The sequence below is a fragment of the Faecalibacterium langellae genome, from assembly GCF_002549775.1.
GTDB lineage: Bacteria > Bacillota > Clostridia > Oscillospirales > Ruminococcaceae > Faecalibacterium > Faecalibacterium langellae.
This window is the reverse complement of sequence record NZ_NMTR01000014.1, coordinates 100,807-114,349: the sequence shown is the minus strand read 5'-3', so window position 1 is coordinate 114,349 and position 13,543 is coordinate 100,807. Positions and strand designations below refer to the sequence as shown.

Sequence of the window (13,543 nt, the reverse complement as noted above, 5' to 3'; positions counted from 1 at the left end):
CAAAAAGCAGTTCACTCCCGTTCTGTGACTTCACAGGGCGGGAGTTTTTTGTTACAATATCTCTATCAAAAACGTTGGAGACTTGCCCATGAATTACTACGTTGCCCCCATGGAGGGCCTGACCGACCGGGTATGGCGGCAGGCGCATCAGAAGTGGTTCGCCTTTCCCGGCGCACCGGCGCGGTACTATGCGCCGTTCATTTCCCCGCCGGAGAACCGCGTACTCATCAAAAAGAAGATGGCAGAGCTTTCCCCTGCCGCGAACCCCGGGGCACCGGTCATCCCGCAGCTGCTGGCCAAGGACGGCGAACTGGCCGCCTGGATGATCGGCGAGCTGCGCAAGCTGGGCTACACCGAGGTGAATCTGAACTTCGGCTGCCCCTCCGGCACGGTGACGGCCAAGGGCAAGGGCTCCGGGATGCTGCGGGACCCGGGAAAGCTGGACGCCTTTCTCGCTGCGGTGTTCGCAAACGCCGACGGCCCCATCTCGGTGAAGACCCGGCTGGGCGTGGAAAAGCCGGAAGAATTCGCCGCCATTCTGGACATCTATAACAAATACCCCATCTCGGAGCTGACCATCCACCCGCGGGTGATGCGCCAGCTCTACCGCGGGGAGGCTGACCGTGCCGCCTTCGCCGCAGCCCTGCCCGGCTGCACCATGCCCGTATGCTACAACGGCGACGTGGTCACGGCAGACGACCTGCACGGGCTGGAAGCGCAGTTCCCGGGCCTTTCCGGCATCATGGTGGGCCGGGGCATCATCGCGGACCCGGCCCTGCTGCGCAAGGCCCTCGGCGGCGCAGGTGCCACCCGCGAAGATCTGCGGGGCTACCTCGACGACCTCTATCATGGCTATACAGAGCTGTTCGGCAGCGCCGGGTGCGCCGTGAGCCGCATGAAGGGCCACTGGTTCTACCTCATCCACAAGTTTGAGGGCGCGGAGAAGCTGGAAAAGCAGCTGCGCAAGGCACGGGAACCGTGGGAGTATGAGGTTGTGGTGAATCAGATCTTCACCCTGCCAATGGTTTGAGCGCCAATGGGCGGTGTGCTGGTAGCTTTCTCCTCAGACACGAAAACGGGTTGCGGCTCCCAGCATCTGCGGCGCTGCCGCTTGCATCTTGCTGGCCGCGGCCCCAACAATAGCTCCTTGCTTCGGCCACTGGCCGCAGTCGCTATTGTTGCAGGCCATTCCATCGCCCGCCCTATTGCCTTCGGCAACAGGGTCCCACCCCAGCGGACGGTCTTCGGAGAAACTACCAGCCCGCCGCCCGAGCCAACAGTAAACCAATAAAATAAAGCCCCGCCATCCTTGCGGACGGCGGGGCGGAGCAGAAACAATATCAGACGTTCAGGTAACTGCGCAGCATGGCCTGCAGCAGGTCGTCACGATCCACCTTGCGGATCATGGAGCGGGCATTCTTATAGGTCGTGATGTAGGTGGGGTCTTCAGACAGGATATAGCCCACCAGCTGGTTGACCGGATTGTAGCCTTTCTCCTTCAATGCATCGTACACCTGCTGCACGATCTCATGGATCTCATAGTCCTTTTTGTCGTGGATCGAAAAAATAGCAGTTTCGCCACTCACGGAACACACCCCCTTCGGAATAACTACGCCTATTGTACACGAATTAAGTGGGAACTTCAAGATAAAGACCCCGAATTTGCACAATCTGCCTAAAATTTCCGTTGTTCTTCTGGCAGGCTGACGGCCTGTCTGCGCCGCTTTTGCGGAGAAAGGAGCCCCGCCATGCTCTACGGCATCGGCTGCGACCTGTGCGCCATCGCACATCTGGAAAAAAGCCTCACCGGCCCCCACGCCGCCGCCTTCGTCCGGCGGGTGTACGGCGAAACGGAGCGCGCCGCCCTCGGGATGGACGCCCCCCTGCCCGCCGGGCGCAGTGCCGCCCACCGGCTGGCCAGCGCGGCGGCCAATTTTGCCGCGAAGGAAGCCTTTTTGAAGGCGGCGGGCACCGGCCTGCGGGAGCCCTTTTCCCTCTGCGAGATCGAGGCCGTGCGGCAGGAAAGCGGCGCGCCGGCCTACCGCTTCTCCGGCAAGACCGCCGACTGGGTGCAGGCGCACCGCCTGACAGCCCGGCTGTCCTTAAGCCACGAAGGCGGCATGGCACTGGCCTTCTGCACGCTGGAACAGCCGGAAACCTGAGCGCCCTGTCTGCATACAATGGAATATCGCCCCGCACTGCATAACCGCCCCGCCGCCTGCTCATACTGAGGGCAGACAGGATGCGCCGGACGCATCACATAGCGGGGCACATCCTCCGAATACAGGGAGGGAGATTCCATGGAGGTACACAGAGGAGAAGTTTTCTACGCGGACCTTTCGCCGGTGGTCGGCTCGGAACAGGGCGGCGTGCGGCCGGTGCTGATCGTGCAGAACGAGATCGGCAACCGGCACAGCCCCACCGTGATCGCAGCGGCCATTACATCCCGGCTGGACAAAGCCCGCCTGCCCACCCACATCAACATCCGGGCCGAGGATACCGGCCTTGCCAAGGACAGCGTGGTGCTGCTGGAACAGATCCGCACGCTGGATAAGCACCGGCTGCGCCAGCGCGCCGGGCAGATCACCCCGGAGGACCAGAAACGGGTGGACCAGGCACTGGATGTGAGCCTGGGGCTGACGTCCTATTAAAACCCCTGCGCAAAAGCGGCACCCTGCTGACAGACAGCGGGGAGCCGCTTTTTTTGCCGCGCCGAACTTTCGGGAAAAAGGCGGCGAATGCACTGGTCAGCCCGCACAAAAAATGGTATACTTTTTCTATCATGCGATGCGGTCTGTGCCCGGGTGGGGCAGGCCGCAGACGCGCAGCAAAGGATGTGCTCGCCCTATGACCCGGCTCGCGTTCTGTGACGATGACCCGAACATTCACGACCAGCTGACGGCTCTGCTGGAAAAATACCGCACCCAGCGCAAGGCCGACCTGGAATGCACTGCCTTCCGCAGCCCGCTGGACCTGCTGGCCGCCATCGAGAGCGGGGCCCGCTACGACATCCTGCTGCTGGACGTCCTCATGCCGGCCGAGGACGGCATCACCGCCGCCAAGGAGATCCGGCAGTACGACAAGACGGTACACATCATCTTCCTCACTTCGTCGACGGAGTTTGCGGTGGAATCCTATGTGGTGGGGGCCTATTTCTATCTGCTCAAGCCCATCTGGGAGGACAGCTTCTTCCCCCTGATGGATTCGGTGATGGCCGCGTGCCGCCGCGCCGAACAGCGCAGCCTGGTCCTGCGCTGCAAAAGCGGCATTTCCCGCATCGAGCTGGAAAAGCTGCTCTACTGCGAGGTGCTCAGCCGCACCCTGGTGTTCCACCTGACGGACGGCCGCATTCTGGAAAGCACCGGCAGCATGGACGAGCTGGCCCGCCAGCTGGCGGAATACCCCTGTTTTCTGCGGCCCCACCGGTCCTTCCTTGTGAACATGGAGTACATCCGCAGCATCACGGCCAAGACCCTTGTGCTGACGGACGGCGCGCAGATCCCCATCCCCCACGGCCGCGCCGCCGATATCAAGAACCAGTATCTGGAATACGCGTTCAGCCGGAAGCAGGTGATGCTATGACCGTCTCGGCCGTTCTTTCTCTGCTCAACCTCGCCTCGGTGGGCGTCTTCGGCATCGTGCTGTCCGCCGCCTTCTGCGACCTGGAATGGACCCGCCAGCGCAAAGGCATCCTGGCCGTGAGCACCGTGCTGATGCTGGCACTGCAGGCCGTGGTGAGCCTGCACTGGGGCACCAGTCTTGCCCGGTATCTGTACCCGGTCATCACCCATCTGCCGCTGTTTCTGCTGCTGGCCGTGCTCACCGGCAAATGGCTCTGGCCGCTGGTGGCGGTGCTGACAGCCTACCTGTGCTGCCAGCTGCGTCGCTGGGCTGCGCTGCTGGTCATCGCGCTGTTCCCGGCGGGCGGCACCGTGCTGCAGGATGCCATGGAACTGCTGGTCACCCTGCCGCTGCTGGCTGCACTGGTGCGCTGGTGCGCGCCGTCGGTGCGGTCGCTTTCGCACTCGCCGCTGTCGTTGCAGCTGCAGTTCGGCATCATCCCGCTTCTGAGCTACGCTTTCGATTATTTCACCCGCATCTACACCGATCTGCTCTCCAGCGGCAACCAGGCTGCCGTGGAGTTCATGCCCTTTGTGTGCAGCCTGGCCTATCTGTTCTTTGTGCTGCAGACCAACCGGCAGCAGATGCTGCGCAGCCAGCTGGAACAGACCCAGAACAGCCTGAACCTGCAGGTGGCCCAGGCCGTGCGCGAGATCGACGCGCTGCGGGAGAGCCAGCGCAAGGCCAGCACCTACCGCCACGACCTGCGCCATCACCTGCAGTACATATCATCCTGCATCGAGAACGGCCGCACCGACACCGCACAGGACTACATCCGCAGTGTCTGCAGGGAGATCGAGGCCAGCAAGGTGACGGTCTACTGCGAGAACGAGGCCGCGAACCTCATTCTCTCGGCCTTCGCTGCCCGGGCCGCGGGCTGCGGGGTGGACTTCCGGGTCCGCTCTGCCCTGCCGCAGACCCTGCCGCTGCCGGAAAGCGACCTGTGCGTGCTGCTGTCCAACGCGCTGGAAAACGCCCTGCATGCCTGCCAGCGACAGAATGCCGCCGGGCTTCCCGCCTTTATCGAGACTTCCGCCTACGAGCAGGACGGGCGTTTTTTCCTGCAGCTGGCAAATGCCTGCAGCACACCCGTTCTGTTTGAGGACGGCGTGCCGGTGACCCGGGAGTCGGGCCACGGTCTGGGTGTGCGCAGCATCTGCGCCATCGTGGAGAAATACGGCGGCATTTACAGCTTTACCCAGAAGCAGGAGCAGTTCATCCTGCGCATCTCCATCTGACCACAGCAAGCAAAAAACGCTCCCCGGTTTCGTTTGTGAAACACGGGGAGCGTTCTGTTTTTTCAGGCAAGTGTTACAGGGTCAGTACTTTCTGGGCCAGCAGGTCAGCGGTGCATTCCTCCGGCGTCCAGGGCACAAGGACGTCCGGCTGCACACCGCGCTCGTCCACGCCTTCGCCTTCCAGCGAAGCCGCGGTGCGGCTGATGGGGTAAGTGAAGATGAACTCGTCATACTCCACCATCACCGGGTTCGTGTAGTCCAGCGTGCCCATGGTGGGGCGGCCCAGCAGAACGGCCCTGCCCTGCTGCTTTGCCAGCTGGACGAAGCGCTCGGCCTCCTGCTCACACCAGGTGTCGGTGAGCACCACCACCTTCTCGGGGCCCCGGCGCTGGATGGGCGTCTCGGCGGGGACGGGCAGCTCCTCCACCTCGTCCACCCAGCCCTTGCCGCTCTGGTCGCGGTAATAGGCCGTCAGCTGCTGGGCCATCTGCCGCAGTGCCGGGTCCTCGTCCACAAGGTAGGGCGTCAGCATCCGGATAAGCCGGGTGCAGTTCACTTTGGTGTAGTTGGTGCGGATGCGCCGGTCGCCGAAGGCTTCCGCAGCCGTGCAGTCCGCCTTCACGATGTAGGGCAGCAGCGGCAGCAGGGCTTCCTCGTCGTCGCCCGCCGCAGCACGCAGGTCCAGCACCAGACGGCTGCAGCCATCCAGCACGGCCCGGTGGGCTTCCACGAAGGCTTCCAGCGCTTCGGCGTCGTTCATGCTGCCGGGGTCCAGCAGCAGTGCGCCGCCGGGCAGCTTCCGCAGCGCCGGGGCGGCGTCGGTGTCCACCGGATACCGGGCCAGCTCCAGCATTTCCTCGGTGCCGTCGGCGTGGCGCACGGTAATGTCCCGGGCCAGCTTCAGGTAGCCGTTCCACTGCTCCCGCTCCGGCTCGTCAGCGGCCAGCAGGGGGTTGGGCAGGTTCTTCACGATGCGCTCCGGCGCGGTGCGGTTGATGGCCAGCACTTCGTCACCTGGGCGCAGGCGCGCTTCCTGCGTCACAGCGTCCACGAACATACCCTTTGCGCACCGGCGCACCGAAAAGCCACGGGAGAAGGGCACATAGCCCTCGGCGATCAGTTCAAATTTCAGGTTGCGGTCCCGCATTCCGGCGCAGTACTGGCTCACGGCCTGCAGCACCAGCAGCGAGGACATCCGCCGGTCGTAGTAGGCCTGGCCCAGCATGGTGACAAAGGGCGAGGGGTTGTGCCGCGCCTGCTTTGCCTCCCAACCGGCATAATCGTTGCGCACGGTCAGGAAAAGATCCTTCAACAGCTTGTTGCTCTCCATATCCAGCCCTCCTCGGCGGATGTTGTTTCACGCAAAAGCGGCTGCTGCGCAGTGGTCTGTACAGCAGCCGCTTGTTCAATTTATTCTAACAGAAAGATCAGGCGTTGTCCACGCAGAACTGACCAGCCAGACGGCCGTGGGTGACAGCCATACCGATGGAGTTGCCTGCGCAGGGGGTGCTGTAGCCGGTGCCGTAACGGCCGCCCAGGCTGTTGCCTGCGGCGTACAGGCCCTTGATGGGAGCATAGTCCACGTCCAGAACGTTCAGGTTCAGGTCGGTCATCATGCCGTTCATGGTCACCATGCTGGGGCTTGCGCTGCGGTTGCCCAGGGTCTGTGCGCAGCCGTAGAAGGGAGCCTCACGGATGGGGATCAGGGCGCTGGCATCCTTGCCGAACTTGTCGTCCTTGCCGGCATCGCACATGGCGTTGTACTCCTCGATGCTTGCCATAAAGGTGTCCATCTTATCATCGGGCACGCCCATTGCCTTGGCCAGTTCTTCCAGGGTATCGCACTTGTAGATCTTGGACATCATGCGCTCGGCCACGAAGCAGCTGCGGATGGACTGCTCCTCGCTGGAGCAGGGCAGAGCCTCCATGTCGTCGATCAGGTCCTGATAGTACTGCGGACGGCCGGCGTTGGGGCCGGAGTGCTCGATGCCGCAGGCGCAGATGCTCTGCATGAAGTTCTTATCGGTGACCAGCCAGCCGGTCTCGTTCTTCTGGCGGGCGGTGGCGGTGGAAGCACCGGTCACGTTGCCCTCGTTGCAGAAGCGCTTGCCGTCGCTGTTCAGCCACAGCATGCTGTTGGCACCCCAGGGGGTGGAGTTGATGCCGCCGCCCAGGATCATGGTGCCGCGGGGAGCCGGCTCGATCATGCCGCCTGCCCAGCACATCATCTTCAGGCTGGAGCCGTCGCGGCCGCCCATGAAGGAGAAGAAGTCCTTCTTCAGGCCGCCCTCACGCTCGTTGCGCTCCATGTACTCGTTCATCAGGGCCCAGCACATGTCTGCGTTGCCGGCGTAGTCGCCGCCGCACATCACAACGCCCATCTTGGTGTTGTACTTGACGATCTTGCCGTCGGCGTCCTTTGCGATGACGCCCACCACGTCGCCGTTGTCGTTCTGCACCAGGACCTGAGCGGCAGTGCCGTAGTACAGCTCAGCGCCGTAGTCCTGCACAGCCTTGTCCAGCTGAGCCTGCTGCACATACTTCAGCACGCTGTTGGCAGCCACGCCGTCCACCGGCTCTGCGCTGTAGGGGCCCATGAACTGGATGGTTGCGGGCCAGGTGCGGGTGCCGGGCTTGCGGGGGTAGTTGGTCTTATCCAGGCAGTCGTAGATGTTGTTGCCGGCTGCGATCTTATCGTAATCCGCGTTCAGGTGGATGATGGTCCAGCCGTCCTCGGTGTTGTCGTAGGTGTAAACGCGCTCGTCCACGCCCATCTCCTTGCAGACGTCCAGCATGTGGTCCAGGGTCTCACCGGAGTGCTGCACATACAGGCTGACGATGCCCGGGTCGGCACGGCCGCCGCTGCGGGTAACGAACTCGTCGGTGATCTGGCCCAGATCCCAGGCCGGGATGCCGGCATCCTGTGCAAACTGGGAGTTCCATGCACCGATGTCCTCGCCGTACCATGCAAAGTTGTCCTGGGTCTGGGACTCGATGCCCACGACCTTGGCACCCTTCTCGGCAGCGCCCAGAACAGCAGCCACGCCTGCGTGGCCCAGACCCACGACGCACACGTCGCAGTCCACTTCGCTGTCCACGCTGTCGAAGGCGGGAGCTTCGCCCAGCCAGTCGCCGGGGCCGGAGTAACCGAACACACGGCCATCTGCCTTGGCAGCAGCGCGTGCTTCGCCGCGGGGATCATCGCCGTAATCGGCGCTGTTGTCCGCAGCGTCGCCGCCGGTCAGGCCGATGGCCTGCTGGATGCAGTTTGCAGCGGCTTCCTTGACGGCATTGGAGGTGACGGTTGCACCGGACACGCCGTCGATCTCAGCGCTCTGGGCATCCATCAGCATGGTCTGGAAGTCCTCGGCAGAGTTGACAGCCAGCTCGAGGGTCTCGTTGGCGGTGTCCACCTTGACCTCGGTGATGGCGGTCTCGGAGAAGGTCATGGTGACGGTGACGTCGTTCATGCCCTTTGCGGTGGCAGTGTAGGTGCCTGCGGTATACACAGATGCACCGGAAGCTGCGGTGGAAGCGGCAGCAGAGGAGCTGGAGGAGTTGCAGGCAGACAGAGCACCGGCGGTGACACCGCTCATGGCGGCGGCAGCGGCGATCTTCAGAAAGCCCTTGCGCGAGATCTTTTTCATGAAATTTCTCCCTTTCCGTTTTTCTTCTTCTTTTTTCTTCGTGCGGATGTGTTGCACACACGCGATATTTTCAGTATAATGATAAAGTCTTAACAACCGGCATGTCTATTTCTTAACGATTCTTAATTTTCTTTGCCAAACCGGCAAATGGCTGTAAAATAGACCTTGAAAAGTAATTTTTGGAGCGGAGCAGAACAATGACACAATACAAGATCCTTGTCGTGGACGACAATGCGGATATCCGGGAACTGCTGGAGATCCTGCTCACCAGCGAGGGCTACGCCGTCACGCTGGCTTCCAGCGGCGAGCAGGCTTTGCAGCTGCTCAGCCCGGAGCTGGACCTCGTCATACTGGATATCATGATGCCCGGCATCTCCGGCATCCGGGTGTGCGAGGCCATTCGCAAGCAGAGCAACGTGCCGGTGCTGTTCCTCACGGCCAAAGGGCAGGACGAGGACATCTCTCTCGGCCTGCGGGTGGGTGCCGACGACTACCTGCCCAAGCCCTTCTCCCACGCGCAGCTCACCGCCCGGGTCAAGAGCCTGCTGCGGCGCTACCGGGTGTATCAGGGCAAGAGCGAACCTGAGGAGGACGAATGGCTGGTGCGCGGGCCGCTGCGCATCAACCGCACTTATAATGAGGTAGAAAAGAACGGCCAGCCCATCGACCTGCCGGAGCTGGAATACCAGATGCTGCTGCTCATGGCCTCCCACGCGGGGCGCATCTTCTCGGCCCAGAACCTGTACGAGAGCGTGTGGAACGAGCCGTATCTCTACTCCTCCAACGGCACCGTGATGGTGCACATCCGCAAGCTGCGGGTCAAGCTGGAGGATGACCCCCAGAACCCCAAGCTCATCCAGACCGTCTGGGGAAAGGGGTATCGCTTTGGCTGATTTCTGGGAAAAGCTCTGGCACGGCCTGCGGGGCGAGCTGCTGCGCACCATCCTGCTGGCGGTCACCGTCTCCATTCTGCTGTACACCGGCCTGCAGCCGGTCTCGCGGGTGGTGCTGCAGAGCTTTTACACGAACTCTGATTTTCTGCAGAACAAGACCGACGCCGTGGGCACCCTCATCCAGCAGAATGTAGCCGAAAGCGGCATCAGCAGCCGGCAGGTGCGGCGCATCACCGACTGGTACTCGCACGGCGACCAGCCCGGCGGCTGCATCCTGCGGGTGGAGAAGGACGGCGTGGTCATCTACGATTCCGCGCTGAACAACGTGGAGTATTACCGCACCTACAGTCAGGCCTCCAAAACGCTGGACGAGAGCGCCTACCTGCGCACCTACCCGCTGGAATTTTCCGACGGCAGCGCCACCCTGTATGCCTACGGCTACTTTGACTTTGCGGTGGACGAAGCCGTGCGCACCGCCGAGTTCTGGCTGTGCCTCGTGCTGGGCATCGGCATCGTGCTGTGGGCCGTGTGGAAAAAGCTGAACTACATGGAAACGCTGGAACAGAGCATCCGGGTGCTGGAAGGCGGCCAGCTGGATTACAAGGTCCCGGTGCGCGGCACCGACGAGCTGGCCCAGATGGCCCAGAGCCTGAACGAGATGAGCGCCTCGCTCAAACAGCAGATGGAGCAGGTGCAGCAGGCCCAGCAGCAGCGGTATGAGCTGGTCACTTCCCTCTCCCACGACCTGCGCACCCCGCTGACCGCCCAGCTGGGCTATCTGGAGCTGCTGGCCGAGCACCGCTACCAGACCCCGCAGCAGCACGACGACTATCTGAACAAGTGCGTGCGCAGCTGCCAGAGCGTCATTGAGCTGAGCAACGGGTTGTTCCGCATCGCCAGCGGCGAAGCATCCCGCCGGGAGCCCCGGCTGGAAGCGCTGGACGCGCCGGAAGTGTTTTTGCAGGTGTTCGCCGAAAAGCTTTCCCTGCTGGAAGAACAGGGCTGGCAGGTGCAGTACCCGGAAGCCGACTGCCCCGCGTGCACCCTGCAGCTGGACGTGGACGCGCTGTGCCGCATCGCGGACAATCTGGTGTCCAACCTGCAGAAATACGCCGACCCAGCCCAGCCCGTCCGGTTCGGCATCACCCGGGAGGGAGACAGCCTGTGCGTGCGCCTTTCCAACGCAGTGCGTGCCACCCCGCAGGGCGACTCCCACGGCGTGGGGCTGAAAAATGTGGAGGCCATGATGGCCCAGATGCACGGCCGCGTCCGCCGCAGCGAAAGCGGCGGCAGCTTCTGCCTGACGCTGTATTTCCCGCTCTGACCCATTGCAGCAAAAAACTCCCCGGAAGTGTGTTTTGGACACGCTTCCGGGGAGTTCTTTTGTTTTTTATCGCATCAGCGCGCGGGCCTGCTGTCCACAAGCGGCATGATGCTCTCCGGCGCAGCGGCAAGGCACTGCGGTGCGGCCGGAGCGGCAGCATCAAGGTTTGCCTTGCTCACCTTCCACCACAGGCGGGTGGTGCCGTCGGGGGCCGCAAAGATCACGTTCCAGTCAAAGGGGTTCTCGCTGGTGGAAAGGCGCTGCACGGGCAGGGCGTTCGGTGCGCCCGGCGCACAGGGCGCAAAGTCGTGGGCGCGGATGCCCACGGCGGTACAGCCCTCGGGCACCCGGGCGGCAAGGTGCAGCGGCGCATTCCACCCGGTCAGCTGCACCGTGTGCTCGTCCACCCGGGTGCAGGGCAGGATGTTCTTGCACCCGGTCAGCCGGGCGGCGGTGGTGCTCTGCGGGTCCGCAAACACCGCTTTGGTGGCACCGGCACGCAGCACCCGGCCGCCGTCCATCACGATCATCTCCGGGCACAGGCGGTAGGCCTCGTCCCGGTTGTGGGTGACGAGCAGTGCCGTGCCGGAAAAACCGGCCAGCAGTGCCCCCACTTCACCTTCCACTTCCTCGCGCAGGTAGCTGTCCAGCGCGCTGAAGGGCTCATCCAGCATCAGGATCTTCGGCTTGCCCACCAGGATGCGGGCCAGCGCGGTGCGCTGCTGCTGCCCGCCGGAAAGCTCCGCCGGGCGGCGGCTGGCCAGTTCTTCCAGCCGCATGGCGCGCAGCATTTCTTCGCAGCGGGCCTTGCGGGCGGCTTTGTCTTTTTCGGCTTTCAGGCCGCAGAGGATGTTCTGCTCCACGGTCATGTTGGGGAACAGCGCGTAGTTCTGGAACAAAAGGCCGACGCCGCGCTGCTGGGGCGGCAGATCGATGTGCTGTTCGCTGTCGAACAGCACCCGGCCGTCCAGCACGATGCGGCCCATGTCCGGCTTCACGATGCCCGCGATGCAGCGCAATGTCATGCTTTTGCCGCAGCCGGACGCGCCCAGCAGGGCCGTGGCGGTGTCGCCTGCGGTAAACTCCGAACGCAGGGTGAAGCCGTTCAGCTTCTTTTCAATGTTCACTTCCAGGCTCATGCGCGGCCCCCCGCTTTCTGTTTTTTCTCCAGCAGGTTCACGGCCAGCAGCACCACGGCGGAGATGACGATATCCACCAGCACCCAGCGCATGGCCCCGGCTTCGTCGTTGGTGCGCCAGAGCTGGTACACGGTGGTGGCGATGGTAGCCGTTTTGCCGGGGGTGTAGCCCGCGATCATGCTGGTGGCACCGTATTCGCCCAGCGCCCGGGCAAAGGCCAGCACCGTCCCGGCCAGGATGCCCTGGCGGCAGTACGGCATCCGCACCCGCCAGAAGATCCACGCCCCCGACTGCCCCAGCGTCTGGGCCGACCAGGCCAGCGTTTCGTCAAAGCTCTCAAACGCGCCCCGGGCCGTGCGGTACATGAGCGGGAAGGCCACCACGATGGACGCAAAGATGGCGCTGTACCAGTTCATGACCAGCTTGACGCCGAAATGCTCCATGAAAAAGATGCCCAGCGGCCGCTTTGCCCCGAACAGCAGCAGCAGAAAGTAGCCCACCACCGTGGGCGGCAGCACCATGGGCAGGGTGAGGATCACATCCAGCACGCCTTTCACGGTGCGGGGAAGCTTTGCGATATAGTAGGCGGCAAAAATGCCGAGGAAGAACACCGCTGCGCAGCTGATGAGGGCGATGCGCAGGCTGTTCCATAAGGGATACCAGTCCATAGGCCTTACACTGCGGTGAAGCCGACCTTGGCGAACACGTTGGCGGCCTCGGTGGACTGCAGGTAAGCGAGGAAGGCCTTGGCGGCGTCTGCGTTGGGGGCGTTCTTCAACACAGCGGCGGGGTAGATGACCTGGCCGCACATCTCCTTGGTGGCCTCGTCCACGGGGGTCAGGCCTGCGCTGTAGGCGTCGGTGCAGTAGACCACACCGGCGTCCACACTGGCTTCGCTGATCTGGGTGGTGACTTCCTTGACGTTGGAGCCGTAGGTGATGACACCGGCAGCGGCCAGTGCTTCCTCGTCGAGGTCGTAGTAAGCCAGGATCTTCTGGGTGTACTGGCCCACGGGCACATCGCTGTTGCCCATGCAGAACAGGATATCCTGCGCCTTCAGGTGCTCGGCCAGGTCGTCAAAGCTGTCGATGCCCTTATCATTGCCTTCCGGCACGCAGAGCACCACCTTGTTTTCCAGCAGGTCCACGCGGGTATCGCTGTCCACGAGATCCAGGCCTTCGGTGTTCACATCGGCGGAAGCGGTGATGTCCAGCTGGTTCATCTGCTTCTGACCGGCCGAGATGAACAGATCACAGTCGGCCCCCTCCTGGATCTGGGTCTTCAGGGTGCCGGAGGAATCAAAGTTGAAGCGGAAGGTCACGCCCGGGTGATCGGCCGAGTAGGTCTCGGCGATGGCATTCAGCGTCTCGGTGAGGGAAGCGGCTGCAAACACGATCAGCTCCACGCTCTCACCGGCAGCCTCGGAAGAAGCAGCGGCAGAACCTGCTGCGGAAGATGCAGTGCCGGAAGCAGAGCCGCCGCAGGCGGTCAGCGCGATGGATGCGCCGGCAGCACCGGCAGCCGCCAGAAAGCTGCGGCGGGAAATTTTGGTCTTGTTCATGATAAACTCTCCTGTGTTTGATGGTTTTGGGTGTTCGATACGGTACAGGATGCGGTGCCGCCCACCGGGATAAGCCCCCAGAACGGGCACAAATTATCACATGGAAAAGCATACAAAAAA

At 62.9% G+C, this 13,543-nt stretch carries 13 protein-coding genes; 7 read left to right on the top strand and 6 right to left on the bottom strand.

All coding sequences use genetic code 11. The features are described from left to right. Window positions 1-88 precede the first annotated feature (88 nt). Window positions 89-1,030, top strand: coding sequence for a tRNA dihydrouridine synthase (locus tag CGS49_RS05855; RefSeq protein WP_097800943.1), 942 nt, complete (start codon window positions 89-91; stop codon window positions 1,028-1,030). A gap of 310 nt (window positions 1,031-1,340) precedes the next feature. Here the strand turns inward: CGS49_RS05855 and CGS49_RS05850 are convergent, their stop codons facing one another. Beyond that, window positions 1,341-1,586 carry an IreB family regulatory phosphoprotein gene (locus CGS49_RS05850; RefSeq protein ID WP_097774456.1) on the bottom strand — a complete coding sequence of 82 codons (246 nt, stop codon included), beginning with the start codon at window positions 1,584-1,586 and terminating at the stop codon, window positions 1,341-1,343. A 162-nt stretch (window positions 1,587-1,748) separates the two neighbouring features. Between CGS49_RS05850 and CGS49_RS05845 the strand changes: the two genes are divergently transcribed. From CGS49_RS05845 to CGS49_RS05830, 4 genes are all read left to right on the top strand, one after another. Next, window positions 1,749-2,162 (top strand): holo-ACP synthase, encoded by a 414-nt coding sequence (locus tag CGS49_RS05845; protein WP_097800942.1) that lies wholly within the window; start codon window positions 1,749-1,751, stop codon window positions 2,160-2,162. A gap of 138 nt (window positions 2,163-2,300) precedes the next feature. Then, window positions 2,301-2,651 carry a type II toxin-antitoxin system PemK/MazF family toxin gene (locus CGS49_RS05840; RefSeq protein ID WP_097800941.1) on the top strand — a complete coding sequence of 117 codons (351 nt, stop codon included), beginning with the start codon at window positions 2,301-2,303 and terminating at the stop codon, window positions 2,649-2,651. Between the two features lie 196 nt (window positions 2,652-2,847). Then, the gene (locus CGS49_RS05835) at window positions 2,848-3,582 is read left to right on the top strand and encodes a LytR/AlgR family response regulator transcription factor (protein ID WP_097800940.1); all 735 of its coding nucleotides are present in this window, start codon (window positions 2,848-2,850) and stop codon (window positions 3,580-3,582) included. After that, the gene (locus CGS49_RS05830) at window positions 3,579-4,859 is read left to right on the top strand and encodes a sensor histidine kinase (RefSeq protein WP_097800939.1); all 1,281 of its coding nucleotides are present in this window, start codon (window positions 3,579-3,581) and stop codon (window positions 4,857-4,859) included. Before CGS49_RS05835 ends, CGS49_RS05830 begins: the two co-directional genes overlap by 4 nt. A gap of 73 nt (window positions 4,860-4,932) precedes the next feature. Here the strand turns inward: CGS49_RS05830 and CGS49_RS05825 are convergent, their stop codons facing one another. Further along, on the bottom strand, window positions 4,933-6,189 hold the full coding sequence (locus CGS49_RS05825; RefSeq protein WP_097800938.1) for a S41 family peptidase: 1,257 nt from the start codon (window positions 6,187-6,189) through the stop codon (window positions 4,933-4,935). Window positions 6,190-6,286: 97 nt separating this feature from the next. Next, a complete protein-coding gene (locus tag CGS49_RS05820; RefSeq protein ID WP_097800937.1) occupies window positions 6,287-8,506 on the bottom strand; it encodes an FAD-binding protein in 2,220 nt (739 codons plus the stop codon). 197 nt (window positions 8,507-8,703) lie between these two features. Between CGS49_RS05820 and CGS49_RS05815 the strand changes: the two genes are divergently transcribed. Next, entirely contained in the window at window positions 8,704-9,399 is a 696-nt protein-coding gene (locus tag CGS49_RS05815) for a response regulator transcription factor (protein WP_097800936.1), read from the top strand. Beyond that, window positions 9,392-10,723, top strand: coding sequence for a sensor histidine kinase (locus CGS49_RS05810; RefSeq protein WP_179859037.1), 1,332 nt, complete (start codon window positions 9,392-9,394; stop codon window positions 10,721-10,723). Before CGS49_RS05815 ends, CGS49_RS05810 begins: the two co-directional genes overlap by 8 nt. Window positions 10,724-10,797: 74 nt before the next feature. Here the strand turns inward: CGS49_RS05810 and CGS49_RS05805 are convergent, their stop codons facing one another. From CGS49_RS05805 to modA, 3 genes are read right to left on the bottom strand one after another with little or no spacing between them, the layout of a single operon-like run. Continuing rightward, window positions 10,798-11,862 (bottom strand): sulfate/molybdate ABC transporter ATP-binding protein, encoded by a 1,065-nt coding sequence (locus CGS49_RS05805; protein WP_097800934.1) that lies wholly within the window; start codon window positions 11,860-11,862, stop codon window positions 10,798-10,800. Next, window positions 11,859-12,530 (bottom strand): molybdate ABC transporter permease subunit, encoded by a 672-nt coding sequence (gene modB / locus CGS49_RS05800; protein ID WP_097800933.1) that lies wholly within the window; start codon window positions 12,528-12,530, stop codon window positions 11,859-11,861. Before modB ends, CGS49_RS05805 begins: the two co-directional genes overlap by 4 nt. A gap of 5 nt (window positions 12,531-12,535) precedes the next feature. Further along, a complete protein-coding gene (modA, locus tag CGS49_RS05795) occupies window positions 12,536-13,423 on the bottom strand; it encodes a molybdate ABC transporter substrate-binding protein (RefSeq protein ID WP_097800932.1) in 888 nt (295 codons plus the stop codon). Window positions 13,424-13,543 lie beyond the last annotated feature (120 nt).